Source organism: Pseudomonas koreensis (assembly GCF_024169245.1).
GTDB lineage: Bacteria > Pseudomonadota > Gammaproteobacteria > Pseudomonadales > Pseudomonadaceae > Aquipseudomonas > Aquipseudomonas koreensis_F.
Genome location: NZ_JALJWP010000001.1, coordinates 541,727 through 565,970, shown reverse-complemented (window position 1 = coordinate 565,970; position 24,244 = coordinate 541,727). Strand labels below are relative to the sequence as shown.

Genomic DNA, 24,244 nt, shown 5'->3' with positions numbered 1-24,244 from the left:
GGGCCAACCGGAGCGCTGCAAATCTGCGGATCTACACTTTACGGATGACGGTTGCGCACTAAACCCGCAAAATGCAACGATTCCGGCAATGATCGACCACGGCGCCATGCGTGCCGTCGTCAAAGCCATCGTTCCAATCAGACTGGGCCTGCTGACTCTATGCGAATGCGCCTTATGTTACTGGGCGGCGGAAATGCCCTTGGGCAGGCGCTGATTCGCCTCGGTGCGGAAGAAGACATCGGTTTCCTCGCCCCCCGCCCGCCCGAAAACGGCTGGGATGCCGCGAGCCTCACACAACTGCTCGACGACACCCGTCCCGATGCGTTGATCAACCTCGCCTACTATTTCGACTGGTTCCAGGCCGAGAGTGTGAGCGAAAGCCGCATGACCGGCCAGGAACGCGCCATCGAGCGTCTGGCCGAACTGTGCCAGCACCACAACATCGTCCTTGTGCAACCATCCAGCTATCGCGTATTCGATGGCTCGCGGGCCACGGCTTACAGCGAAAAAGACGAACCGGTGCCGCTGGGCCTGCGCGGTCAGGCCTTGTGGCGCATCGAACAAAGCGTTCGCGCAACCTGCCCGCAACATGTGCTGCTGCGCTTTGGCTGGCTGCTCGACGACAGCCCGGACGGCACTCTCGGACGCTTCCTCGCTCGTGCGGAAAAACCAGAAGAGTTGCTGCTGGCCGATGACCGTCGCGGCAATCCCACGCCGGTCGATGACGCGGCGCGGGTGATCATTTCCGTACTCAAGCAACTCGACTGCGCCGCGCCGCTGTGGGGCACTTATCATTACGCCGGCCACGAAGCGACCACGCCGCTGGCGCTGGGCCAGGCGATTCTCACCGAAGCACGCAGCCTGCATCCGCTAGCGATCGAAGCACCGACCGCGCAGGCACACGCCGCGCGACCGGACGCTGCCGAAGAGCCACAACACGCGGTGCTGGCCTGCAAGAAAATTCTCCACACTTTCGGGATCAAGCCGCGCGCCTGGCGTGCCGCACTCCCTGGCTTACTGGACAGGTTCTACCGACATGGCTGAAGGAACGGTTTTAATCACTGGCGGAGCCGGATTCATCGGTTCGCACCTCACCGATACCTTGCTCGCCAAGGGCTATTCGGTCCGGGTGCTCGACGACCTGTCGACCGGCAAACGCAGCAATCTGCCGCTGGACAATCCCAGGGTCGAACTGGTGGTCGGTGATGTTGCCGACGCCACATTGGTCGCCCGCGCCATGCAAGGTTGCAGCGCTGTTGCGCATCTGGCGGCGGTGGCCTCGGTGCAAGCCTCGGTGGACGATCCGGTGAAAACCCACCAGAGCAATTTCATCGGCACCCTGAATGTCTGCGAAGCCATGCGCCTGGCCGGGGTCAAACGTGTGGTGTATGCCTCCAGCGCGGCCGTGTATGGCAACAATGGCGAGGGCGAGTCGATCGATGAAGACACCCCGAAGGCGCCACTGACACCGTATGCGTCGGACAAACTGGCCGGTGAGCAGTACTTCGATTTTTACCGTCGCCAGCATGGCCTCGAGCCGGCGATTTTTCGCTTCTTCAATATCTTTGGTCCACGCCAGGATCCGTCCTCGCCGTACTCCGGGGTGATCAGCATCTTCAGCGAACGCGCGTCGAAAGGTTTGCCGATTACCGTGTTTGGCGATGGCGAGCAGACTCGCGATTTCCTCTATGTCGGCGACTTGGTCGATTTGCTCGTACAGGCGCTGGAAAAGCCCGAAGTGCAGGAAGGCGCGGTCAACGTTGGCTGGAATCAGGCGATGAGCCTCAAGCAGATGCTTGAAGCGTTGAAATCGGTGGTCGGCGAGCTGCCACCCGTGAGTTACGCGCCGGCACGTTCGGGCGATATCCGCCACTCGCGGGCGGATAACCGGCGTTTGCTGCAGCGCTTTGAAATGCCGTCGCAGACGCCGATGAGTGTGGGCTTGGCGCGCTTGCTAGGGCGCTCCTGAGAAGCCCCTCACCCTAGCCCTCTCCCAGGGGGAGAGGGAACTGACTGAGGTGTTTGTGAGAAGTACCCCGACTTGCGATACCCAGTCGAACTCAGGTTTTGAAGAACACATAAATCGGCTCCCTCTCCCCCGGGAGAGGGCTGGGGTGAGGGGCCTGGACCTAAAACGCACCACCAATCCCCAGACATGAAAAAGGCGCCCTTCATCAGGCGCCTTTTTCACGGCCGGAATATCGCTATCCCTGTGGAGAGGGAATGTTATCCCCCGATCAACTGCGTACGGTCGTCGTCAGGTCTGTGCCCGCCCGCCACCAAGCCTCATTCACCACCACGTGAACGTTCGGTATAAATCGACTTAGAACTTATAGCCCAGACCGACCATGTAGATGAACGGATCGACGTCTACATTCACGCGCGCGCGGGTGCCCGGTGCGACGGCGTTGTTCTCGACGGTCGCGCGGGTGTCGATATCGATGTAGCGCACCTGGGCGTTGAGCATGATGTTGTCGGTGATCATGTAGTCGGCGCCGACCTGCCAGGCCAGGCCCCAGGAGTTTTTCGCCTTGAAGTTGCTGAAACCGTTGGCGCTGGCTTCGCTGCCGACGTGTTCATCGTAGATCCAGGTGTAGTTGATGCCGCCACCGACATAGGGCTGGAACGGCGATTTCGAATCCAGTGGGTAGTAGACGACGCTAAGGGTCGGCGGCAGGTGTTTCAGGGTGCCGAGCTTGCCGTTGGCGGCGGGCAGGGCGGTGCCCTTGAGCTTGACGTCATGCTCGAACGGCGTCGCCGCGAGCAGCTCGATACCAATGTTGTTGGTGAGCATGTAAGCGAAGTTCAGACCCAGTTGGGTGTCGCTGCTCATGGTCGCCTTGCCGCCCAGGTTGGCGCCGCTCAGTGGGCCCTGATCGACCTTGACGCTGGAGCTGTCGGCCTTCGGGTTGACGGTGATCGCGCCGGCGCGCACGAGAATGTCGCCAGCCTCGTGGGCGTGGGCGAGCGGGGCTGTGAGCGCGAGGGCAAACAGCGAGGCGCTGAGCAAGGACTTGTTCATGGGGGCTCCGAAAGACATGAAAATATTCGATGTCCAAGGGTACGAAGCCGTCTGATACGGTGTTTTGACTCAGCTCAATGAAACAGTGATGCCCCCAAAAAGATCGCAGCCTTCGGCAGCTCCCACAGTTGAAATGCGATCCCATGTAGGAGCTGCCGAAGGCTGCGATCTTTTGATCTTGAAATCTACCGGAGTCTACTCCGGCAGCTCATACGCATAAATCTTCTCCGCCTCCATCTGATACCCGGCATCGGCCAGCTCACTGCTCGAGGCTTTCACCTGTAACGGTCCTTCAACCCAGTACGGCTGATACAGCTCATCGAGCTTCACGCCGAGTTCGCTTTTCACGTGGACGATCTGGTTCGACGGCGGTGGCGGTACGTGGATGCAGGCGCCGAAGTACGGCACCAACAAGAAGTCCGTGGTGCGTCCCTCTTCGCTGACTTCCAGGGGCACGATGTAACCCGGCAGGCGAATGTTCTGCCCGTCGAGGCTCTTCACTACCGGCGCGTTCGGCATGTCCTGCTTGGCCGCCGGCGCGGATTCGGCGGAGAGTGCGTCGCCCATCTTCGACAGGTCGTGCAGTGGGGTCATGTTCGGCACTTCCGGCGCGGCGTCCGGCGGGATCATTTCCGACCAGGTCAGGTCTTTCGGCGCCGCGGCCCACACGGGCAGGGCAACCAGCATCAGCAGCGCAAGGAGGGCGCGGGGCATGGTGAACATCCTCATAAACGAATCGACAGGCCATCGGCCAGGGATTGGCGATACGCGCGCCAGGCCGGCACGCTGCCCATCAGCAGCGCGGCCGCCAGAATGCCACCGAGCAGCGTCCATTCATACTCGCTTGGCCACGCCAGCGGCAGGAACAAACCATAGTTGGCCTGCACGTAACCTTGCGCAGCGGCGATGCCGACGTACAGCAACGCCAGCCCGGCAATCACCCCGGTCAGCGCCAGGGCGAAAGCTTCCAGCACCAGCAGACTTGCGATGTGCCACGGCCGCGCGCCCACCGAACGCAGAATCGCCATCTCGCGGCGGCGCTCGTTGAGGCTGGTGAGAATCGCCGTGAGCATGCCGATCAACCCGGTCAGCACAACGAACAGCGAGACCACGAACAGCGCTTTTTCGGCGGTGCTCATCAGGCTCCACAATTCCTGCAAGGCCACGCCCGGCAGGATCGCCAGCATCGGCTCGCCGCGGTATTCGTTGATCTCGCGTTGCAACGCAAAGGTGGAGATCTTGCTGTTGAGACCGAGCATGAACGCGGTGATCGCTTGCGGCGTCAGGTCCATGTTGCGCGCCTGATCAGCGCTGATCCTGCCGTTGCCGCGCGCCGGCACACCGTTGTGCCAGTCGATGTGAATCGCCTCCATGCCGCCGAGGCTGATGTGCAGCGTGCGATCGACCGGCGTGCCGGTGCGCTGGAGAATGCCGACCACGGTGAAGGGTTTGTCGTCGTGCTTGACCAGACTGATCGCCGCCACGCCGTGGGCCAGCACCAGTTTGTCACCGAGCTTGTAATGCAGCGCATCCGCGACCTCGGCACCCAGCACCACTTCGAAAGGATCTGTCGCAAACGCGCGACCGTCGGCCAGCGCCAGGTGTTGTTGGCGCCCGTACTGGTAGTGCTGGAAGTAGGCTTCGGTGGTGCCCATCACGCGATAGCCGCGATGGGAATCGCCGAGGGACATCGGGATCGCCCATTTCACTTTCGGGTTGCTGGCGAAGTGTTCGAAGCTGTCCCAGCGAATGTTGTTGGTGGCGTTGCCGATGCGGAACACCGAATACAACAGCAGATTGACCGAGCCGGAGCGGGCACCGACGATCAGGTCGGTGCCGCTGATGGTGCTGGCGAAACTGGCCTTGGCTTCGGTGCGCACGCGCTCGACGGCCAGCAGCAGGCACACCGAAAGAGCGATGGCGAAAGCGGTGAGCAATGCGGTGAAACGGCGGTTGGCCAGACTGGCCATGGCCAGACGAAACAGATACATCTCAGACCTCGGCAGACGTGGCGGCGCGGTTAAGCTCGGCCAGGGACAGGTGACGGTCGAACAGCGGCGCCAGGCTCTGGTCGTGGCTGACGAACAACAGACTCGATCCGGCCTCGCGGCATTCGGCGAACAGCAGGCGAATGAAGTTCTCGCGGGCGTCGTAATCCAGCGCCGAGGTCGGTTCGTCGGCAATCACCAGTTCCGGTTGGCCTATCAACGCCCGGGCAGCGGCGACGCGCTGCTGCTGGCCGATGGACAAGGAATCGGCGCGGCGACCGAGCAGGCTTTCATCCTTCAGGCCCAGGTGCGCGAGCAGAGTGGCGGCGGCTTGATCGACGCTGCCGTGGCGCTGTTTCGCCCGTTGCGCGCGCAGTTTCGAGAAGTGACACGGCAACTCAACGTTCTCGCGCACCGAGAGAAACGGCAGCAGGTTGAACTGCTGGAAAATGTAGCCAGTGTGATCGACACGGAACGTATCGCGCTTGCCGGCAGAAAGCTGGGTCAGCTCCTGGCCGAGCAGGCGAATGCTGCCGCGACCGGGCTTCTGCACCCCGCCAAGCAGGCCGAGCAGCGTGGTCTTGCCGCTGCCGCTGGGGCCTTTGAGAAACAGGGTTTCGCCGGCTTCCAGACGAAACGCCGGGATGTCCAGCAGCGTCGGGTGACCGGGCCAGTTGAAGCCCAGGTCGGAAAGTTCGATGAGTGCTTGGGTCATGGCACCGATTTCATGGTTGGTCATGGGCCTTGTAGGAGCTGACGAGTGCAACGAGGCTGCGATCTTTTGATCCTGGTTTTTTACAATCAAAAGATCGCAGCCTCGTTGCACTCGTCAGCTCCTACAGAGGCTCTTCATTCGCTTCAGAATTTCAGCGCAGCCGATTTCGCCGTCACTTCCGTGCCTTGCTGGCCGGTTGCGCTGATCAGTTGTACCTGAATCTTCTGCGTCGCCGGGAAGGTCTTGAAAATGTTCGCCAGATTCAGCGTGTTCAGCGCACCCGGTGTGGCGCAGGAGAGCTGGTAATGCGCATGAATTTCGCTGTGGTCGTGATGATGCTCTTGACCGTCCTTGTCCGCTTCGTCTTCGTCGTGATCATCGGTGTCCGGCTTGTCGCCGAACAGCGGGCTTTCCAGTTCCTGGCTGACCACTTTGCAATCGGCCGCAGCGGGCAGGCTGAAAAGGGCCAGCGGTTTTTCCAGTTGCGCACGAGCGGCGGCGACTTTGGCCTTGTCGGCGTCCGACGTGGCCGCGTGTTCAAAACCCACCAGATTCACCGCCGGGCTTTCCAGCTCCAGCTCCAGGGTCTGACCGTCGAGCGCGGCATTCAGGCGACCCACGCCATGCTCGTGGGCGCCGAGGCTGCCGTGCTCATGATCGTGATCATGCTCATCAACCGCATGGGCAGCGGCCAGCGGCAACAGGGCAAACGGCAAAACAAGCAGCAAACGACGCATGACGAACTCCGAAAAAATGAAAAGTTTGTTATGTGATCTTATAACGAAAGTGCGCAGAGTGTGCCCGTGCACTTGGGATTGCGCAAGACATGGCTAAGCACCGCCCGGGATGAGTTCGCGGGCGGTGCTGGGATTGGATGTCATGCTTGCAGAATCAGAAGCCTGCGCCGGGATAGTCGAACCAATAGCGTCCCGAAAGAACATCGTTGATCAGATTTGCGTCGAGCACGCTCGGGGCATCGCGACTGAAACGCTGTCGCCAAGCCGGAAGCCACCAGTAGTTGATGGCTGTTCCGCGCGGAAATACCACCAGAGTCAGCACCTCCTTATCCATTTTGCCCTGCGTGTAGAGTTGATGACTGCGATCCATCAGGGCCATGTACTGGTCGATTGGCAGTCTGAACATCAGTGCCATGGTGAAGATTTTTTCACTCTGACTGAACGCCGGACTCTGCAGTACCCGCAATGCTTCGCAAGTGTGTGAATTCGGTTGACTCGCTATGCTCTGGCCTTCGGGGGTTGAAAGTATGTCGAAACGATCATCCATGTCTCGCCAGTCGGTCCGGCTATTGCGCTCAAAGTAATCACGAATAACAAGGGTCAGTGGACCTGCAGTTTCCCCGTCAGCGGGACAAGCCGAAAGATCGGCAGGCAACCAGATGCGCCATGCCACGATGAGCAAGAGTGGGGTCATCAATAGGGCGTAGTAACTTCGTTTCATTACAGGGTGCTGTGAGAAAAAGGACACTGTAGATGAATGCTCGATAACCGCCACACTGGACAACGTTACTTGGCGTTGCACAAGTCCCGTGGGAGCATGCACATCAGAAAATTGCAGGAGCGAACTCGATGTTGCGGATACGCGGAACGGTCGGCGAGGTGCCGGTGGATTTGACGGTGGAGCTGGATGACAGCGATTGGGCCAGGCTCGGTTCGGCGCTGAACGGGCAGGCGCCGGTTGCGCAGTCTGAGGCGGATGCGCCGGCTCCGGCGGCGAAGCCGGTGAATCAGGACGATGCGTTGTGGCAGGTGGCCAAAGACTTGTTGCGCAAGGCCGGGCAACTCAGCGGGCCGGATCTGCTCGATCAGTTGGAAGCGCTGACCGGCAGTGCTGCGGCGGGCAAGCGTTTGCTGGTGCGCCTGCGCCACAGTGCGGACGTGAAAGTGGTGAGCGGCGGGGATACGCCGCTCTACAGCTGGATCGAGTGAACCGCAAAAGATCGCAGCCTGCGGCAGCTCCTACATTGGAATGGAGTACACCCCTGTAGGAGCTGCCGAAGGCTGCGATCTTTTGATCTTAATAAAGCGCAGCAAACATCTTGCGGCGATACACCGTCACCAGCGGATGATCATTGCCCAGCAGCTCGAACACCTGCAGCAAGGTCTTGTGCGGCAGGCCTTCGCCGTAGCTGCGGTTGCGGATGAACAGTTTGAGCAAGGCGTCCAGCGCCGCTTCGTATTGCTGGCGCGCCAGTTGCTGGATCGCCAGTTGATACACCGCTTCATCATCCTGCGGATTTTGCGCCAGGCGACTCTTCAGGTCAGCGGCGTCCGGCAGGTCGCGGGCGAGGCCGAGGAACTGGATCTGCGCCTTGGCACCAGCGAGTGCGGCTTTGTGCTCATCGCTCTTGACTGCGTCGAGCACGGTTTGCGCTTCGCCCAGCTCACCGCGTTCGGTCAGGCAGCGGGCGTAAAGGATCAACGCCCTGGCATTGGTATTGTCTTCATTGAGCATGGCGGCCAGCGCCGCTTCGGCCTCGGCGAAGCGACCGTCGTCGAACATCGCCTGGGCCTGTTCGAACGGGTCGGCAGCGGCTGGCGGGGGCATCTGCACATGCGGTTCGAGCAGGGCGCGCACGGCGGATTCCGGTTGTGCGCCGGCAAAACCGTCGACCGGTTGCCCGTCCTTGAACAGCACCACGGTCGGCAGGCTGCGAATGCCGAAGCGGGCGACGATGTCCTGCTCGAGGTCGCAATTGACCTTGGCCAGCAGCAACTCGCCCTGATAGCTCTCGGCAATGCCTTGCAGCATCGGCATCAACGCCTTGCACGGCGCACACCATTCGGCCCAGAAGTCCACCAGCACCGGTTTGTTGAAGGAGGCTTCGATCACTGACTGGTCGAAATCGGCAGTCGTGGCGTCGAAGATGTACGGCGTTTGCTGACTCATGGGGGATCTCGTCGAAGAAGCTTGAATGGAGCAACTATACGGCTTGGTGGGGGGTGGCCGGAAGCGGGCAGCTTTTGAGGAACGTATTGCCTGAGCGGATGCCTTCGCGAGCAAGCTCGCTCCCACAGGATTGAGGCCATCCGCAGATTGTGTGGGTCACCCAAAGCACTGTGGGAGCGAGCTTGCTCGCGAAGCTTTTGGCTAGCGCCGCGCATGGTAGAGGCTGACATGTCTGAATTCCTCAGGCTCGGCCAGATCCGGCAAGGTCATCGCCTCGAGCATTTCAATGCGCTCATACAGCGGATGACGAAAATCCCGCACCCGCGAGTCCGCCACCAGCGCCTCGCGCCCTCGACTGAGAAACGCATCGAGCAGCGGCAGATTGGCCCGGTCGTACAACACGTCGGCGACCAGGATCAGATCGAAGCGATCGGCCTCGGCAAAGAAATCCGTCGAGTAGTTCATCTGCACAGCATTGAGCTCGGCATTCGCCCGGCACGCGGCGATCGCCAACGGATCGAGATCGCAAGCCACCACTTCCAGCGCCCCGGCCTTCACCGCCGCGATCCCGGCAATTCCGGAACCGGCGCCGAAATCCAGCACCCGCTTGCCGCGAACCCATTCGGGAAACTCCGCCAGATAGCGCGCCACCGCCAGACCACTGGCCCAGCAAAAACTCCAGTACGGCGGTTCGTGCAGGATGCGCTGGGTTTCTTCCTGACTGAACTCGCGGGCCATGTTGTCGCCGTCGATCAGCCACAGCTGCAAATCAGTGCCCGGCAACGCGCAGGCTTTCAGTCTGGCGTCGCCGAGCAATTCGCCCAAGGCCTGTTGCAGGTCGAGCGGTGCCGTCATGGCGCTTTGACGAATTGCAGCTGGCCCAACGCCTGGGTGGTCGGTTGGGTGATGGTCTGGGACGGCAGGTGCAGTATCAGTTGCCCGGACTGGCTGGCCCGACCACGCAGTTCAACCCGTGCGCCGACTGGGAACGCTTCGGGATTGAAACGCAGGTGAAACGGCAGGATCTGGTTGTTGCCGATCAGGCTGGAACTGGCGAGCAGTTGCTGCGGGCGGTCCTTTTCGTCGATCACCAGCAGCGCCAGTTCGACTTCGGCGCCGGCCGGCACGCCTTGCAGGGTGCCGCTCAATTCGCGCTGATGCGCCGGCAGCGGGCCGAGTTCGGCGGCCTCTTTGGCTTTTTTCTGCGCCTGCTGTGGCGCGGGGCCTGGCGTCGGCGGTTGCGGCTTGGGTGCGTCGCTGCCACAGGCCACCAGCAGGCTGAAAAGACTGAGCAAAACGAGCGGACGTAACGGCATTGGAGGCTCCGGCAGAATGAATTCCATGGATCAGACGATCATGCCGTTCTGTATACCGCAAAGCCTATGGCTTGTCTTGCCACGGGGATGCGCTACCATGGCCCTCCCATTTTTTGTTGCCAGCCACCATGCACTGTCCCTTCTGCGGTGCCAACGACACCAAGGTCATCGACTCGCGTCTGGTCGCCGAGGGCGAACAGGTGCGCCGCCGGCGTGAATGCCTGGCCTGCGGCGAACGTTTCACGACATTCGAGACGGCCGAACTGGTGTTGCCGCGCCTGATCAAAACCGACGGCAGCCGCCAACCGTTCGACGAAGAAAAACTCCGCGCCGGCATGCAGCGCGCGCTGGAGAAACGTCCGGTCAGCGTCGAGCGCCTCGAATCCTCTCTGGTCCACATCAAGCACAAGCTGCGCGCCACCGGCGAGCGCGAGGTCAAATCCCTCGTGGTCGGCGAACTAGTGATGGCCGAGCTGCAAAAGCTTGATGAGGTCGCCTATATCCGTTTCGCTTCGGTGTACAAGCGCTTTCAGGACCTCAACGAATTCCGCGAAGAGATCGACCGCCTCGCCCGCGAACCGGTGAAAGAATGACCACCGCCGCCGAGCAGGCGATCCTCGACGCGCATTTCATGGCCCGCGCGCTGGAGCTGGCGCGCAAGGGCCACTACACCACCCATCCCAATCCGCGGGTCGGTTGCGTGCTGGTGCGTGACGGACAGATTGTCGGTGAAGGCTGGCATGAGCGCGCCGGCGAACCCCATGCCGAAGTCCACGCCCTGCGCGCGGCCGGTGAACTGGCCCGGGGCGCGACGGCGTACGTGACCCTCGAACCTTGCAGCCACCACGGGCGCACGCCACCGTGTGCCGATGCCTTGGTGACCGCTGGCGTTGCCCGGGTCGTGGCGGCGATGCGCGATCCCAATCCGCAAGTCGCTGGACGTGGTTTGCAGCGCTTGGCCGAGGCCGGTATCGCCACGGAAAGTGGGGTGCTGGAAGCGGAAGCACGCAAGCTCAATCAAGGTTTTCTGAAACGCATGGAACATGGCTTGCCGTTCGTGCGGGTCAAGTTGGCCATGAGCCTCGACGGGCGCACGGCGATGGAAAGCGGCGAGAGCCAGTGGATCACCGGCACGGCGGCGCGTTCTGCGGTGCAGCGTTTGCGTGCCGAAGCGGCAGTGGTATTGACCGGCGCCGACACGGTGCTGGCCGATGGCGCACGGCTGACCGTGCGCGCTGACGAACTCGGTCTCGACAGCGAACAAACTGCGCTGGCCATGAGTCGCCCGCCATTGCGCGTGTTGATCGACGGCCGTTTGCGGGTGCCGCTGGATGCGCCGTTCTTCAAGGCCGGGCCGGCGCTGGTCGCCACCTGTGTTGCGGTCGAAGAGCAATACGCCAACGGCCCGGAATGCCTGATCGTGCCGGGTGACGACGGCCAGGTCGATTTGCATCAACTGCTGATCGAACTGGCCAACCGTGGCACCAACGAGGTGCTGGTCGAGGCTGGTCCGCGTCTGGCCGGCGCCTTTGCGCAACTCGGTCTGGTCGACGAATTCGTGATCTTCATCGCCGGCAAGTTTCTCGGCTCCACGGCGCGTCCGTTACTCGACTGGCCGCTGGCGCAGATGAAGGACGCGCCGGAGCTGAAAATCACTGAAATCCGTGCGGTGGGCGATGACTGGCGAGTCACTGCGATCCCTGTCCCTTCAGCCCGCGTATAATTCCCGGCCATTGCGTTAGCGCTGGCCTCGTTCTCAAGGAGAACCCCATGTTCACCGGCATCATCGAATCCATCGGCAGTATCCGCGCACTGACCCCAAAGGGCGGTGATGTGCGGGTGCACGTCGCAACCGGCAAGCTCGATCTGAGCGACGTCAAACTCGGCGACAGCATCGCGGTCAACGGCGTTTGCCTGACCGCCGTCGAGTTGCCGGGTGACGGCTTTGCCGCCGACGTCAGCCGCGAAACCCTTGATTGCACCGCCATGAATGACCTGAAAAGCGGCAGCCCGGTCAATCTGGAAAAAGCCCTGACCCCGACCACTCGCCTCGGCGGGCATCTGGTCAGCGGTCACGTCGATGGCGTCGGCGAAGTGGTCTCGCGCAGCGACAATGCCCGCGCCGTGGAATTTCGCATCCGCGCGCCGAAGGAACTGGCCAAGTACATCGCCCACAAAGGCTCGATCACCGTCGACGGCACCAGCCTGACCGTGAACGAAGTCGATGGCGCCGAATTCCTGCTGACGATCATTCCACACACCCTCAGCGAAACCATCATGGCTGCGTACAAGCCGGGCCGTCGGGTGAATCTCGAAGTCGACTTGCTGGCGCGTTATCTGGAGCGTCTGCTGCTGGGTGACAAGGCTGCAGAAAAGACCGCCGGCAGCACCATCACCGAAAGCTTTCTGGCCCAAAACGGCTATCTCAAATCCTGACTGAAGGGGGTGCCTTGTGGCGCTCAATAGCATCGAAGAACTGGTTGAAGACATCCGCCAAGGCAAGATGGTCATCCTCATGGATGACGAAGACCGCGAGAACGAAGGCGACCTGATCATGGCCGCCGAATGCTGCCAGGCCGAACACATCAACTTCATGGCCAAGCACGCCCGTGGCCTGATCTGCATGCCGATGAGCCGCGAGCGCTGCGAACTGTTGAAGCTGCCGCTGATGGCGCCGCGCAACGGTTCCGGTTTCGGCACCAAGTTCACCGTCTCGATCGAAGCCGCCGAAGGCGTGACCACCGGCATCTCCGCCGCCGATCGCGCGCGCACCGTGCAAGCGGCAGCCGCCAAAGACGCCAAGGCTGAAGACATCGTCAGCCCGGGCCACATCTTCCCGCTGATGGCCCAGGCTGGCGGTACCCTCGCTCGCGCCGGCCACACCGAAGCCGCTTGCGACCTGGCGCGCATGGCCGGTTTCGAGCCGAGCGGGGTGATCTGCGAAGTGATGAACGACGACGGCACCATGTCCCGTCGCGCTGAACTGGAAGCGTTCGCCGCCGAACACAACATCAAGATCGGCACCATCGCCGACCTGATTCACTACCGGATGATCCACGAACGTACCGTTCAGCGGATTGCCGAGCAGCCGCTGGACAGCGAACTGGGCCAATTCAACCTGGTGACCTATCGTGATTCGGTGGAAGGCGACGTGCACATGGCCCTGACGCTGGGCACTGTCTGCGCGGAAGAGCCGACCCTGGTTCGTGTGCACAACATGGACCCGCTGCGCGACCTGCTGATGGTCAAGCAACCGGGGCGCTGGAGCCTGCGCGCCGCCATGGCTGCGGTCGCCGAGGCGGGCAGCGGTGTGGTGCTGCTGCTCGGTCACCCGCTCGATGGCGACGTGCTGCTGGCGCATATCCGTGAAACCGCTGATCAGGCGCCGACGAAAAAACCGACCACCTACAGCATCGTCGGTGCCGGTTCGCAGATCCTGCGAGACCTCGGCGTGCGCAAAATGCGCTTGATGTCGGCACCGATGAAGTTCAATGCGATATCCGGTTTCGATCTGGAAGTTGTAGAATACGTGCCCTCCGAATAATGACCGGCTGTTTCCGGACTCCGATTCGCGGCAAATAATCACTGAGGGACGCGTAGCAGACGCGTCCCGGCTCTTTAAGAGAACTGACGAATGACCCTGAAGACCATCGAAGGTACCTTCATCGCCCCTAAAAGCCGCTACGCTCTGGTAGTGGGCCGCTTCAACAGCTTCGTGGTTGAAAGCCTGGTCAGCGGTGCCGTTGATGCCCTGGTTCGCCACGGCGTGAGCGAAAGCGACATCACCATCATCCGCGCCCCGGGCGCCTTCGAAATCCCGCTGGTTGCGCAGAAAGTCGCCCAGAAAGGCGAGTTCGCAGCCATCATCGCCCTCGGCGCGGTCATTCGTGGCGGTACTCCGCACTTCGAATACGTGGCTGGCGAGTGCACCAAAGGCCTGGCCCAGGTCTCCATGGAATTCGGCGTACCGGTCGCATTCGGCGTGCTGACCGTTGATTCCATCGAACAAGCCATCGAACGTTCCGGCACCAAGGCCGGTAACAAAGGTGCCGAAGCTGCCCTGTCCGCTCTGGAAATGGTCAGCCTGCTGGCGCAGTTGGAGGCCAAGTGATTAGCGACGAAAGCGATCGTTTCAACCCGCGCGATCCGAAACCTGCGGATGCCGGCAAGCCGTCGAAGAGCGCCAAGCGTCGCGAAGCCCGTCAGCTCGCGACCCAGGCACTGTACCAGTGGCACATGGCCCGGCAATCGCTGAACGAGATCGAAGCGCAGTTTCGCGTTGATAACGATTTCACCGATGTCGACGGTGCCTACTTCCGCGAAATCCTCCACGGGGTTCCGCAGTTCAAGACCGAAATCGACACCGCCCTGACGCCGTGCCTGGATTTGGCGATCGAAGAGCTGGACCCGGTTGAACTGGCGGTTCTGCGCCTGTCGACCTGGGAGCTGCTCAAGCGCGTCGACGTGCCGTACCGCGTTGTGATCAACGAAGGTATCGAGCTGGCCAAGGTGTTCGGTTCGACCGACGGCCACAAGTTCGTCAACGGCGTGCTCGACAAGCTGGCCCCGCGCCTGCGTGAAGCTGAAGTGAAGGCGTTCAAGCGCTGATCGGCGCTTGAATACTTTTCCTCGGCCATGGGCGAGTTTGAGCTGATCCGCAATTTCTTCGCCGCCGCGCCTTGTGCGCAGGGCGGCGAAGGCGTTGCTTTGGGGATCGGCGACGACTGCGCCTTGCTGGCGGTTCCCGCTGGGGAACAGCTGGCGGTTTCCACCGATACGCTGGTGGCCGGTGTGCATTTCGCCGACCCCTGCGATCCGTTTCTGCTCGGTCAGCGCTCGCTGGCCGTCGCGGTCAGCGATCTGGCCGCCATGGGCGCCACGCCCGTTGCCTTTACCCTTGCCCTGACTTTACCGACGGTGACTGCCGATTGGCTGCAAGCCTATGCCCGTGGTTTGAACCACATGGCGCAAGGCTGCGGCGTATCCCTGGTCGGCGGCGACACCACGCGCGGGCCGTTGAGCCTGACCGTCACCGTGTTCGGCCGCGTACCGGCTGGTCAGGCCTTGACCCGCAGCGGTGCGCAGGCCGGTGATCTGCTCTGCGTCGGCGGCGAACTGGGCAACGCTGCCGGCGCCTTGCCGCTGGTGCTGGGCCAGCGTGATGCCGCGCCCGAGGTCGGCCAGCCTCTGCTCGATCATTACTGGTCGCCGCAACCACAACTGGCGCTCGGTCTGGCCCTGCGCGGCAAGGCCACGGCGGCGCTGGACATCTCCGACGGCCTGCTCGCCGATTGCGGGCATATCGCGCTGGCATCGAAGGTACGACTTGAGATTGAACGCGAGCGCGTACCGTTGTCGGATGCTTTAGTCGCATTTCTCGGTCAGCGCGGTGCCGAGCGCGCGGCATTGAGCGGAGGCGATGACTACGTGCTGGCCTTCACCTTGCCGTCCGCCGAGTTGCCGGCACTGCAGGGCGACGGCTGGCCGATCCATGTGATCGGGCGTGTGGCGTCGGGCGACGGCGTGGTTCTGCTGGATCGCGATGGGCGCGACATCACCCCGCAAATTCGCGGCTACCAACATTTTCAGGAGACACCGTGACAGATCACCCGAAACAGGTTCCTGCCGAGTTCGTGCCTCCTTCGGTCTGGCGCAATCCGTGGCATTTCCTCGCATTCGGCTTCGGCTCCGGCACCTTGCCCAAGGCGCCTGGCACGTGGGGCTCGCTGGTGGCGCTGCCGTTCATTCCGTTGTGGCAGATGCTCCCCGACTGGGGTTACTGGCTGATGCTCGGCATCACCATGCTGTTCGGCTTCTGGCTGTGCGGCAAAGTGGCCGACGATTTGCGCGTGCACGACCACGAAGGCATCGTCTGGGACGAAATGGTCGGCATGTGGATAACCTTGTGGCTGGTGCCGGAAGGCTGGTACTGGCTGCTCGCCGGTTTTCTGGTGTTCCGCTTCTTCGATGTTCTCAAACCGTGGCCGATCCGCTGGATCGATAAACATGTGCACGGCGGCGTCGGCATCATGCTCGACGATGTGCTGGCCGGCGTGTTTGCATGGGCGGCGATGCAAGGGCTGGTATGGATATTTGCCTGATTCGACTCACGTGAGGAAACAAGCAATGCTGCGACGCGGCTTGGCGCTGCTGGTTCTGGCTCTGCTGGGCACGTTCGCCCATGCGCAGGCCGCCTCGCCTGTGCCTGCGGTTATCCATCTGGCCAGCGAAGAATGGGAAGACTACACCGCCGCTGATGGTCATGGTCTGGCCTGGGACGTTCTGCGCAAAGTGTTCGAACCGGCCGGGGTGATGCTGGACATTCGCACCGTGCCGTACACCCGTTCGATCGGGCTGGTGCAGTTGAAGGAAGTCGACGCGCTGGTCGGCTCCTACCGCGACGAAGCCACGCAGGTGCTGTACCCGCAGTGGAAATTCGATTCCGATCACGTCTACGCGCTGGGCCTGGCGAGCAGCCCGCCGCCGACCCAGGCGACTTTGGGCAAATACCGCCTGGCCTGGGTGCGCGGCTACCGCTACGAAAATTATCTGCCGAACATCAAGCGCTTCAACCAGATCGAACGGCGCACCGGCATTCTGCTGATGCTCAAGCAGGGACGGGCCGATTACTACATCGACGCACTGACCGAGGTTCAGGCGGTTGTGCGCGATGCCGCGGATCCGACGCAGTACCGTTATTCGCATCTGGCTGAATTGCCGCTGTTTCTCGGTTTCGCCGATACCGCGCAGGCCCGGACGTTGATGGCGCTGTATGACCGGCGCATGGCGGAACTGGTCAAGAGCGGAGAGCTGAAACCGATCTTCGAGAAGTGGCAGCAGCCGTATCCGTTCAACCCGAACTGAAGCCGACCACATACCTTGTAGGAGCTGACGAGTGCAACGAGGCTGCGATCTTTTGATCTTGATCTACAAGCAGCAGATCAAAAGATCGCAGCCTCGTTGCACTCGACAGCTCCTACAGAGGGCAGGGGGTCAGCGGCATTGTCATCAAACATTTTGATCGTTATGCCCGATAATTCAGCCTAAGCGTCTACAGGAACCTGCTGTTACAATGCCGGCCTGCGAATTTTCAGTCTTCTAGATCAGGAGCACATCGGTGCCTGTCGTCTTCGTCGCCGCTTCCAAGCTGCCAACGCCTTTTGCGCAATTCACCATGCACGGCTTTCTTGATGAGAGCACCGGGCGTGAGCACGTCGTGTTGAGCCTCGGTGAGATTGCCGACGGTGCCCCGGTACTCGGTCGCCTGCACTCCGAATGCCTGACCGGCGATGCCTTGTTCAGCCAGCGTTGCGACTGCGGCTCGCAACTGGAAGCCGCGCTGCAGGCTATCGCCCGCGAAGGCCGTGGCGTGCTGCTGTATCTGCGTCAGGAAGGCCGCGGCATCGGGCTGCTGAACAAGATTCGCGCCTACGAGTTGCAGGACGGCGGCGCCGACACCGTGGAAGCCAACGAGCGTCTGGGCTTTGCTGCCGATCAGCGCGACTACGCCATGTGCCTGCCGATGCTCGAACACCTAGGCGTGAAATCCCTGCGCTTGATGACCAACAACCCGCGCAAGGTCAAAGCGCTGACCGACATGGGCATCGTCGTCGCCGAACGCGTGCCGCTGCACACCGGCCACAATCCGCACAACAAACTCTACCTGGCGACCAAGGCCAGCAAGCTCGACCATATGATGGGCAACGAGCATCAGGGCGAGGCCGACCGCGCGTGACCCGCGGCCAGGTGCGGCGGCGGTTGTCGGTGGCCTGGTGGCAATACCTGGCGTTGGCCCTGTTGCCGCTGTTCGTGCTCAATGCGCTGTTTGGCGAAGGCCAAGGCTTGTTGCCGGTGCTGGCGATGCCTTTGTTCATCGCTGGCGTGGCCTCGATGTTTGTCAGCCTGAAGTACTTTGCTCGCTACAAACACGCGCTGATCGCCACGCAAAAAGCCCTCGATACTGCCGATGAACCCGCCGCCTGGATTGCGCTTGCGGCGCGTCGGCGTGCGGCGTTGCTGGTGGCGTCTTTGCCGGCGTGGACTGGCGCGCTGGCGGTGTTCGTCGGCCTCGAAGCCGTGCCGTTGATGCTGCTGGCGCTGTCGACCGCAGTGCTGTTCTACCTCTACCGTATTCCGCGTCAACTCGGTTGATGCGTCGGCTGTGGCTGGCGGTTCTGCTGCTCGCCCTGAGCAGCCCGGCGCTGGCTGCATTGCGGGTGGTCAGCCTCGCGCCCTCGCTGTCTGAAATCGTCGTTGAACTGGATTCCGCCGACCTGCTGGTCGGCGTACTGGATGCGGGCGAGCGGCCGGCGGCGATTGCCAATGTTCCCTCCGTGGGGCGCTATGGTCAGCTCGACATGGAACGCCTGCTCAGTCTCCAGCCGGACTTGTTGCTGCTCTGGCCCGGCAGTGTCGGCGCGGGGCAGCGTGATCAGCTCAAACGTCTGAACATCCCCACCTTCGTCGCCGAGCCGCTCACGTTGGCGCAACTGGCAACACAGATTGAGGCCATTGCCGGACAGCTCGGGCGTCCTGAACGTGGGGCGAAACGAGCGACCGAATTGCGCAAGCAGCTGAATGATCTGCGCCAGCGTTATCGCCGTGACGAACCGCTACGGGTTTTCTATCAAGTCTGGGACAAGCCGCTGTACACCGTCGGTGGCGGGCAGATCATCAGCGATGCGCTCGAGGTGTGCGGCGCGCGCAATGTGTTCGCCGACCTGAATCTGCCGGCGCCGCAGGTGAGTGTCGAGGCGGTATTGCAGCGTGATCCCGAGGTGATTGTCGTCGGTGATCAGGCCCAGCTAGGGGCGTGGAAGGCCTGGCCGCAGGTGGCGGCGGTCAGGCAGGGGCGGTTGTTGCTGGTCAGTGATAAAGGTCTGGAAAGGCCCAGTGGTCAGATGATCAGTGCGACCGCCAAGCTCTGCCAATTGATCGCGCCGGACATGTAGGAGCTGCCGAAGGCTGCGATCTTTTGACTTTGTTTTTGGCGGTGTCGGAGCCGCCGAAGATCAAGATCAAAAGATCGCAGCCTTCGGCAGCTCCTACATTGGATCTCAGCGAATTTCCGGGGTCCATGTCACCCCGAACATCCACGCTCGACCTTCCTCGCGATAGCCATACTGCGCGCCGTCATAGCTGTAGTTCGCCCGGCTGTAACCCTTGTCCAGCAGGTTATCCACCTTAAGATCCAGCTTGATCTCACGGTTCAGTGCCCAACTGCTGCGCAATCCGAGTGTGCCGTAGCCACCCAGCGCCTGGGTGTTGTTCAAGTCGTCGTAACTGCCGCTGACCAATTGCCAACTGGCGCCCACACCCAAGCGATCGAACTGCCGATCAAGATCCCAACTGGCCGTGCGCCGCGCCCGTCGCGCCAGCGTATGCCCGGTATCGCGATCTCGCGGGTCAATGATCGCCACGCCGAGATTGCTCTGCCAGCCAAACAGCTCCTGCTTCAGCGCCGCTTCAAAGCCATTGATCCGCGCCGACGCAACGTTCTGCGGGCGTGAGTTGCTGCCGAAGATGATCGCGTCTTCCAGGTCGGTGCGGTAAATCGAGGCTTCCAGACGCGCGCTGTCGCTCAGTTGACTGCGCCATTGCAGCTCATAGCTTTTCGAGGTTTCCGGCTTCAGGTCGGGATTGCTGAAATCCGGGTAGTACAGGTCGTTGAAGGTCGGCGCGCGGAAACCTTCGCTGTAGCTCAGCAGCACGTCGTTATCCGGATTGAGCGGCAGGGTGAAGGTGCCACTCCAGGTGTTTTGGCTGCCGAACTGCTGATTGTCGTCGTGGCGCAGGCCGATCTCGGTGGAGAAACTGTCCGCCTGATAACGATGCTGGATGAACGCGGCGCGGTTCCAGCGGCTGTCTTCATCGAACGCAGTGCTGCTGTTGACCCGGTCTTCGTACCAGCCGCCGCCGAGGATCAGGCTGTTGCGTGTGTCGAGCGTCAGGTCGTTCTGCCAGTTCACCGAGTCGCGATAGGTGTTGAATACCGTGCGCTCGTCACTGAGCTTGTCGAAAGTCCTCTCGCGGTTTTCGCTGTGGCCGAATTCAACGCGGGTTTTCCAGGTTTCGTTAACCCGCGCATCGACATAACTGCTGACGCTGCTGACATTGAAGTCGCTGTAGGGCTGCTGTTGCACCGACTCGAACGTGTCCATGTCGAAGCGGCCAAACGGATTGTCGAATTCGCTCCTGCCACGGTTATCCAGCAGATTGGCGCCGACTTCGATGCCCTCGGTCAGCGCGTGGCTGAGGCTCAGGCTGAGGGATTTGTTGCGGTAAGCGTCATGATCGCTGTCGCTTGGATACGAGTCGTGGGTACGGTCGATCCCGGCAGTTTCATCAAGGCTGGCGCCGAGGTTGAAGCGGGTCTTCTCGTCGCCGCCGGACAAGCCGAGGCTGCGCTCCCATGTCTGCTGACTGCCGAAGCCCAGATGCAGGCGTGGCTGCATGCCTTGCTCGGTGCCGCGTCGGGTGAAGATCTGGATCACCCCGCCAATCGCGTCGCTGCCGTAAATCACCGAGCGCGAACCGCGCAGCACTTCGACGCGCTCGATTTGCTCGATGTTCAGGTGTTGCAGGTTGCTGTCGCCGGAGGTCGAGTTGCCGATGCGCTGGCCATCGACCAGCACCAGGCTCTGCGCCGACTGCGTGCCGCGAATGTAGATCCCCGGCAGACTGCCGCGCCCGCCGGTCTGCGCCACTTGCACGCCAGGCACGCGCCGCAGCAGATCGGGCACGTCGCTTGGTTGCAGGCGATCAATGTCTTCGCGGGTGAACACGGTGTTGGCGGCGCTGCTGTCGTTGCGCGCCTCGACCTGACGATTGGCGCTGATCAGCGTGTCCGGCAGCTTCAGCGCTTGGTCGCGTTCGAATGTGTCGGCGACAGCACTGGCGCTGGGCAGCAGGAGGAAGGGCAGGGCGAGGCGCGAGAGGTTCATGGCAATCTATGGTCTTTGCAAAACCATGTAGGAGCTGCCGAAGGCTGCGATCTTTTGATTTTGCTTTTTAAAGGTTCCGGAGCTGCCGAAGAGCAAGATCAAAAGATCGCAGCCTTCGGCAGCTCCTACAAAGGATTGCGTCAGCTGTTGAGCAAATCCAGCCGCTGGCGAATCGACGCTTCGATCCCGGCCTCATCCAGCCCGCACTCGGCGAGCATCTGCGCCGGTTTTGCGTGCTCGACATAAATATCCGGCAAGCCCAGATGCAGCATCGACTTGAGAATGTTCTCGCGGGCGAGAAACTCGCTGACCGCGCCGCCGGCGCCGCCCATGATCGCGTTCTCTTCGATGGTCACGATCAATTCGTGACTACCGGCGATCTCGCGCACCAGTGCTTCATCCAATGGTTTGACGAAACGCATGTCCACCACGGTGGCGTCGAGCTTCTCGGCGACTTTCAAGGCTTCGCTCAGTTGCACACCGAACACCAGCATGGCGACCTTGCTCCCCTGACGACGGACGATGCCCTTGCCGATTTCGATCGCTTCGAGATCTTTTTCGATGACTGCATTCGGCCCGCTGCCGCGTGGGTAACGCACTGCTGCCGGGCCGTTGTAGAGGTGGCCGGTGGTGAGCATCTTGCGCAGTTCGTTTTCATCGCTCGGGGTCATGATGAGCATGCCCGGGATGCAGCGCAGGTAAGACAGGTCGAAGCTGCCGGCATGGGTCGGGCCGTCTTCGCCGACCAGACCGGCGCGGTCGATGGCGAACAGCACGTCGAGGTTCTGCACCGCGACGTCGTGTACCAACTGGTCGTAACCGCGTTGCAGGAACGTCGAGTAGATCGCCACCACCGGTTTCGCGCCTTCGCACGCCATGCCGGCGGCGAACGTCACCGCGTGTTGCTCGGCAATCGCCACGTCGAAATAACGCTCGGGGAAACGCTCGCTGAACGCCACCAGATCCGAGCCTTCCTTCATCGCCGGGGTGATCCCGACCAGGCGAGCGTCAGCCGTCGCCATGTCGCACAGCCACTCGCCGAACACCGCCGAATACTTCGGCCCGCTGGCGGCTTTCGGCGCAGCGGCCGGGGCGTCCAGAGGTTCGAGTTTGGTAATGGCGTGGTAACCGATCGGGTCGACTTCCGCCGGGGCGAAGCCTTTGCCTTTCTTGGTGACGATGTGCAGGAACTGCGGGCCTTTGAGATCGCGCATGTTGCGCAGCGTGGCGATCAAGGTTGGCAAGTCGTGGCCGTCGATCGGGCCGATGTAGTTCCAGCCCAGCTCTTCGAACAGGGTGCCGGGGACCAGCATGCCTTTGGCGTATTCTTCGGTGCGACGGGCGATTTCCCAGGCGCCGGGCAGGCGCGACAGGACTTTCTTGCTGCCCTCGCGCATGCTCGCGTAGGTGCGGCTGGAAAGGATCTTCGCCAGATAATTCGACAGGCCGCCTACGTTGCGCGAGATCGACATGTCGTTGTCGTTGAGGATCACCAGCATGTTGGCGTTGACTTCCGGCGCATGGTTGAGCGCCTCGAACGCCATGCCGGCGGTCAGCGCACCGTCGCCGATCACCGCGATGGCCTTGCGATCGCTGTCCTGCAGGCGGGCGGCAATGGCCATGCCCAGCGCTGCGCTGATCGAGGTGCTGGAGTGGCCGACGCCAAAGGTGTCGTACTCGCTCTCGGAGCGACGCGGGAACGCGGCGATGCCGTCCTTCTGACGCAGGCTGGCCATGCGCTCGCGGCGACCGGTGAGGATCTTGTGCGGATACGCCTGATGCCCGACGTCCCACAGCAGACGGTCGTCCGGGGTGTCGAAGACGTAATGCAGCGCGATGGTCAGCTCGATCACGCCCAGGCCGGCACCGAAATGCCCACCGGTCTGGCCGACCGTGTAGAGCAATTCCAGGCGCAACTCATCGGCCAGGGTTTCCAGCTCGGCTTCGCCTAACCGGCGCAGGCCGTCCGGCGTGTTCGCGCGGTCGAGCAGGGGCGTGGTCGGGCGCTTGCGGGGAATCTCATGAAACGTCGTGGGCATCAGGCGAATCGTTATAGGTATAAAAGATGCGGCAGTTTACCTGATGCATCGCCCCCTGCCCACGCGTTGGTCTTTTTTGGCCGATACGCCGTCAGTTGCGCCGCTCGACGATATACCGGGCCAGCTCGCGCAACGGCTCGGCGGCCGCGTCAAACGGTCGCAGCGCCTGCAGGGCCTGATCGCGCAGCTCCAAGGCGTAGGCCTTGGCGGCGTCGAGGCCGAGCAGTGCCGGGTAGGTCGGTTTATCGCGGGCAATGTCGGCGCCCTGACGTTTGCCGAGGGTGGCGGTATCGCTTTCGACGTCGAGAATGTCGTCCTGCACCTGAAATGCCAGGCCGATGGCCTGTGCATAAGTCTGCAAGGCCTGTAGCTGCTCGGGTTGGGCGCGGCCGCTGGCCAGGGCGCCGAGCTTGACGCTGACTTCAATCAGCGCGCCGGTCTTGTGCCGGTGCATCTGTTCGAGGGCTTTTTGATCGAGCTTGAGGCCGACCGAACCGAGATCGATGGCCTGACCACCGACCATGCCCGCCGGGCCGGCGGCATGGGCCAGCGCAGTGACCATCTGCAGACGGATTTCGCTGCTGCAATCGCTCAGGCGCGGGTCGAGCAGAGCGCTGAAGGCCAAGCTCTGCAAGCCGTCACCGGCGAGAATCGCGCAGGCTTCGTCGAATTTCTTGTGGGTCGTCGGCTGGCCGCGACGCAGATCGTCGTCGTCCATCGCCGGCAGATCGTCGTGCACCAGCGAATAGGCGTGAATCAATTCGACCGCACACGCCGCGCCGCTGGCCTGTTCGGCCTGGCCACCGAGGGCCTCGCACGCGGCGTAAGCCAACAACGGACGCACGCGTTTGCCGCCGTTCATCACGCTGTAGTGCATCGCTTCGTAGAGCCGCGCCAGTTCCGGCAACGGCGCGTTGAACAGGGTCTCCAGCGCCGCGTTGACCCGGGCCTGACTGCTCGCTGAATACGCTGCGATCATTCTGGCTCATCCGCGTCGAAGGGTTCCTCGGCGAGCTCGCCATCGCGCTCCAGCAGCACCTGCACTTTCTGCTCGGCCTGGGCCAGCGCCGCCTGGCAGTCACGGGTCAGGCCGATGCCCTGCTCGAAAGCGGTCAGCGAGTCTTCCAGCGACAATTCACCGTTCTCCAGACGCTCGACCAGTGTTTGCAGGTCGGCGAGGGACTGTTCGAAATCCAGTGCAGCTTTTTTGCGGGCCATGGCGGCGATTTCCGGTTGACGTTAAACCGGCGCGACACTAGCAGATAGGGGGGGTATGGGCAAATGAGCGGGCCATCGCCAACCCTCTCCCTTATG

At 62.1% G+C, this 24,244-nt stretch carries 28 protein-coding genes; 15 read left to right on the top strand and 13 right to left on the bottom strand.

The window, feature by feature from the left end:
* The first annotated feature begins 159 nt into the window (after window positions 1-159).
* Window positions 160-1,044 (top strand): sugar nucleotide-binding protein, encoded by an 885-nt coding sequence (locus tag J2Y90_RS02635; RefSeq protein WP_041477681.1) that lies wholly within the window; start codon window positions 160-162, stop codon window positions 1,042-1,044.
* On the top strand, window positions 1,037-1,969 hold the full coding sequence (locus J2Y90_RS02630) for an NAD-dependent epimerase/dehydratase family protein (RefSeq protein ID WP_253496247.1): 933 nt from the start codon (window positions 1,037-1,039) through the stop codon (window positions 1,967-1,969). Before J2Y90_RS02635 ends, J2Y90_RS02630 begins: the two co-directional genes overlap by 8 nt.
* 354 nt (window positions 1,970-2,323) lie before the next feature.
* Here the strand turns inward: J2Y90_RS02630 and J2Y90_RS02625 are convergent, their stop codons facing one another.
* The 6 genes from J2Y90_RS02625 to J2Y90_RS02600 all read right to left on the bottom strand — a co-directional run bounded on the left by J2Y90_RS02625 (window position 2,324) and on the right by J2Y90_RS02600 (window position 7,183).
* Window positions 2,324-3,022, bottom strand: coding sequence for an OmpW/AlkL family protein (locus J2Y90_RS02625; RefSeq protein WP_253496245.1), 699 nt, complete (start codon window positions 3,020-3,022; stop codon window positions 2,324-2,326).
* Window positions 3,023-3,217: 195 nt separating this feature from the next.
* On the bottom strand, window positions 3,218-3,736 hold the full coding sequence (locus J2Y90_RS02620; RefSeq protein WP_024014502.1) for a DUF3299 domain-containing protein: 519 nt from the start codon (window positions 3,734-3,736) through the stop codon (window positions 3,218-3,220).
* An 11-nt stretch (window positions 3,737-3,747) separates the two neighbouring features.
* On the bottom strand, window positions 3,748-5,013 hold the full coding sequence (locus tag J2Y90_RS02615) for an ABC transporter permease (RefSeq protein ID WP_253496243.1): 1,266 nt from the start codon (window positions 5,011-5,013) through the stop codon (window positions 3,748-3,750).
* A gap of 1 nt (window position 5,014) precedes the next feature.
* Window positions 5,015-5,725: an ABC transporter ATP-binding protein gene (locus J2Y90_RS02610; protein WP_253496242.1), complete on the bottom strand. Its 711-nt coding sequence runs from the start codon at window positions 5,723-5,725 to the stop codon at window positions 5,015-5,017.
* Between the two features lie 143 nt (window positions 5,726-5,868).
* Window positions 5,869-6,462 carry a DUF2796 domain-containing protein gene (locus tag J2Y90_RS02605; RefSeq protein WP_253496240.1) on the bottom strand — a complete coding sequence of 198 codons (594 nt, stop codon included), beginning with the start codon at window positions 6,460-6,462 and terminating at the stop codon, window positions 5,869-5,871.
* A gap of 154 nt (window positions 6,463-6,616) precedes the next feature.
* Window positions 6,617-7,183, bottom strand: coding sequence for a hypothetical protein (locus tag J2Y90_RS02600; protein ID WP_253496238.1), 567 nt, complete (start codon window positions 7,181-7,183; stop codon window positions 6,617-6,619).
* Window positions 7,184-7,311: 128 nt separating this feature from the next.
* Here J2Y90_RS02600 and J2Y90_RS02595 point away from each other — a divergent pair, with 128 nt between their 5' ends.
* Window positions 7,312-7,671: a hypothetical protein gene (locus tag J2Y90_RS02595; RefSeq protein WP_253496236.1), complete on the top strand. Its 360-nt coding sequence runs from the start codon at window positions 7,312-7,314 to the stop codon at window positions 7,669-7,671.
* An 88-nt stretch (window positions 7,672-7,759) separates the two neighbouring features.
* Here J2Y90_RS02595 and trxA read toward each other — a convergent pair whose 3' ends face one another.
* The 3 genes from trxA to J2Y90_RS02580 all read right to left on the bottom strand — a co-directional run bounded on the left by trxA (window position 7,760) and on the right by J2Y90_RS02580 (window position 9,948).
* The gene (trxA, locus tag J2Y90_RS02590; protein WP_253496234.1) at window positions 7,760-8,632 is read right to left on the bottom strand and encodes a thioredoxin; all 873 of its coding nucleotides are present in this window, start codon (window positions 8,630-8,632) and stop codon (window positions 7,760-7,762) included.
* A 201-nt stretch (window positions 8,633-8,833) separates the two neighbouring features.
* Entirely contained in the window at window positions 8,834-9,487 is a 654-nt protein-coding gene (locus J2Y90_RS02585; RefSeq protein ID WP_253496232.1) for a class I SAM-dependent methyltransferase, read from the bottom strand.
* A complete protein-coding gene (locus J2Y90_RS02580; protein WP_123420068.1) occupies window positions 9,484-9,948 on the bottom strand; it encodes a YbaY family lipoprotein in 465 nt (154 codons plus the stop codon). Before J2Y90_RS02580 ends, J2Y90_RS02585 begins: the two co-directional genes overlap by 4 nt.
* A 128-nt stretch (window positions 9,949-10,076) precedes the next feature.
* On the opposite strand from J2Y90_RS02580, the gene nrdR reads away from it, so the two are divergent.
* From nrdR to J2Y90_RS02520, 12 genes are all read left to right on the top strand, one after another.
* The gene (gene nrdR, locus J2Y90_RS02575; protein WP_007910946.1) at window positions 10,077-10,541 is read left to right on the top strand and encodes a transcriptional regulator NrdR; all 465 of its coding nucleotides are present in this window, start codon (window positions 10,077-10,079) and stop codon (window positions 10,539-10,541) included.
* Window positions 10,538-11,671 carry a bifunctional diaminohydroxyphosphoribosylaminopyrimidine deaminase/5-amino-6-(5-phosphoribosylamino)uracil reductase RibD gene (gene ribD, locus J2Y90_RS02570; RefSeq protein ID WP_253496230.1) on the top strand — a complete coding sequence of 378 codons (1,134 nt, stop codon included), beginning with the start codon at window positions 10,538-10,540 and terminating at the stop codon, window positions 11,669-11,671. The genes nrdR and ribD overlap by 4 nt, the downstream gene beginning before the upstream one ends.
* Window positions 11,672-11,718: 47 nt before the next feature.
* Window positions 11,719-12,384: a riboflavin synthase gene (locus J2Y90_RS02565; RefSeq protein WP_253496228.1), complete on the top strand. Its 666-nt coding sequence runs from the start codon at window positions 11,719-11,721 to the stop codon at window positions 12,382-12,384.
* Between the two features lie 16 nt (window positions 12,385-12,400).
* Complete coding sequence (gene ribBA, locus J2Y90_RS02560; RefSeq protein WP_186546749.1) at window positions 12,401-13,492, top strand: bifunctional 3,4-dihydroxy-2-butanone-4-phosphate synthase/GTP cyclohydrolase II; 1,092 nt, start codon at window positions 12,401-12,403, stop codon at window positions 13,490-13,492.
* 90 nt (window positions 13,493-13,582) lie between these two features.
* Window positions 13,583-14,059 carry a 6,7-dimethyl-8-ribityllumazine synthase gene (ribH, locus tag J2Y90_RS02555; protein ID WP_253496226.1) on the top strand — a complete coding sequence of 159 codons (477 nt, stop codon included), beginning with the start codon at window positions 13,583-13,585 and terminating at the stop codon, window positions 14,057-14,059.
* A complete protein-coding gene (gene nusB, locus J2Y90_RS02550; RefSeq protein ID WP_024014489.1) occupies window positions 14,056-14,556 on the top strand; it encodes a transcription antitermination factor NusB in 501 nt (166 codons plus the stop codon). Before ribH ends, nusB begins: the two co-directional genes overlap by 4 nt.
* A 27-nt stretch (window positions 14,557-14,583) precedes the next feature.
* Entirely contained in the window at window positions 14,584-15,549 is a 966-nt protein-coding gene (gene thiL / locus J2Y90_RS02545) for a thiamine-phosphate kinase (RefSeq protein ID WP_253496224.1), read from the top strand.
* The gene (locus J2Y90_RS02540) at window positions 15,546-16,049 is read left to right on the top strand and encodes a phosphatidylglycerophosphatase A family protein (RefSeq protein WP_253496222.1); all 504 of its coding nucleotides are present in this window, start codon (window positions 15,546-15,548) and stop codon (window positions 16,047-16,049) included. The genes thiL and J2Y90_RS02540 overlap by 4 nt, the downstream gene beginning before the upstream one ends.
* A gap of 25 nt (window positions 16,050-16,074) precedes the next feature.
* A complete protein-coding gene (locus J2Y90_RS02535; protein ID WP_253496219.1) occupies window positions 16,075-16,812 on the top strand; it encodes a substrate-binding periplasmic protein in 738 nt (245 codons plus the stop codon).
* A gap of 253 nt (window positions 16,813-17,065) precedes the next feature.
* Window positions 17,066-17,683, top strand: coding sequence for a GTP cyclohydrolase II (ribA, locus tag J2Y90_RS02530; protein WP_041477692.1), 618 nt, complete (start codon window positions 17,066-17,068; stop codon window positions 17,681-17,683).
* Complete coding sequence (locus tag J2Y90_RS02525; protein WP_253496217.1) at window positions 17,680-18,099, top strand: MFS transporter; 420 nt, start codon at window positions 17,680-17,682, stop codon at window positions 18,097-18,099. Before ribA ends, J2Y90_RS02525 begins: the two co-directional genes overlap by 4 nt.
* Window positions 18,099-18,899 carry a cobalamin-binding protein gene (locus J2Y90_RS02520; RefSeq protein WP_253496215.1) on the top strand — a complete coding sequence of 267 codons (801 nt, stop codon included), beginning with the start codon at window positions 18,099-18,101 and terminating at the stop codon, window positions 18,897-18,899. The genes J2Y90_RS02525 and J2Y90_RS02520 overlap by 1 nt, the downstream gene beginning before the upstream one ends.
* 105 nt (window positions 18,900-19,004) lie before the next feature.
* On the opposite strand, the gene J2Y90_RS02515 is transcribed toward J2Y90_RS02520, so the two are convergent.
* The 4 genes from J2Y90_RS02515 to J2Y90_RS02500 all read right to left on the bottom strand — a co-directional run bounded on the left by J2Y90_RS02515 (window position 19,005) and on the right by J2Y90_RS02500 (window position 24,148).
* On the bottom strand, window positions 19,005-20,891 hold the full coding sequence (locus J2Y90_RS02515) for a TonB-dependent receptor domain-containing protein (RefSeq protein ID WP_253496213.1): 1,887 nt from the start codon (window positions 20,889-20,891) through the stop codon (window positions 19,005-19,007).
* Window positions 20,892-21,031: 140 nt separating this feature from the next.
* Window positions 21,032-22,930 carry a 1-deoxy-D-xylulose-5-phosphate synthase gene (gene dxs, locus J2Y90_RS02510; RefSeq protein ID WP_253496210.1) on the bottom strand — a complete coding sequence of 633 codons (1,899 nt, stop codon included), beginning with the start codon at window positions 22,928-22,930 and terminating at the stop codon, window positions 21,032-21,034.
* A 91-nt stretch (window positions 22,931-23,021) separates the two neighbouring features.
* Window positions 23,022-23,909, bottom strand: coding sequence for a (2E,6E)-farnesyl diphosphate synthase (ispA, locus tag J2Y90_RS02505; protein WP_253496208.1), 888 nt, complete (start codon window positions 23,907-23,909; stop codon window positions 23,022-23,024).
* Window positions 23,906-24,148, bottom strand: coding sequence for an exodeoxyribonuclease VII small subunit (locus tag J2Y90_RS02500; RefSeq protein ID WP_016772991.1), 243 nt, complete (start codon window positions 24,146-24,148; stop codon window positions 23,906-23,908). Before J2Y90_RS02500 ends, ispA begins: the two co-directional genes overlap by 4 nt.
* Window positions 24,149-24,244: the final 96 nt, after the last annotated feature.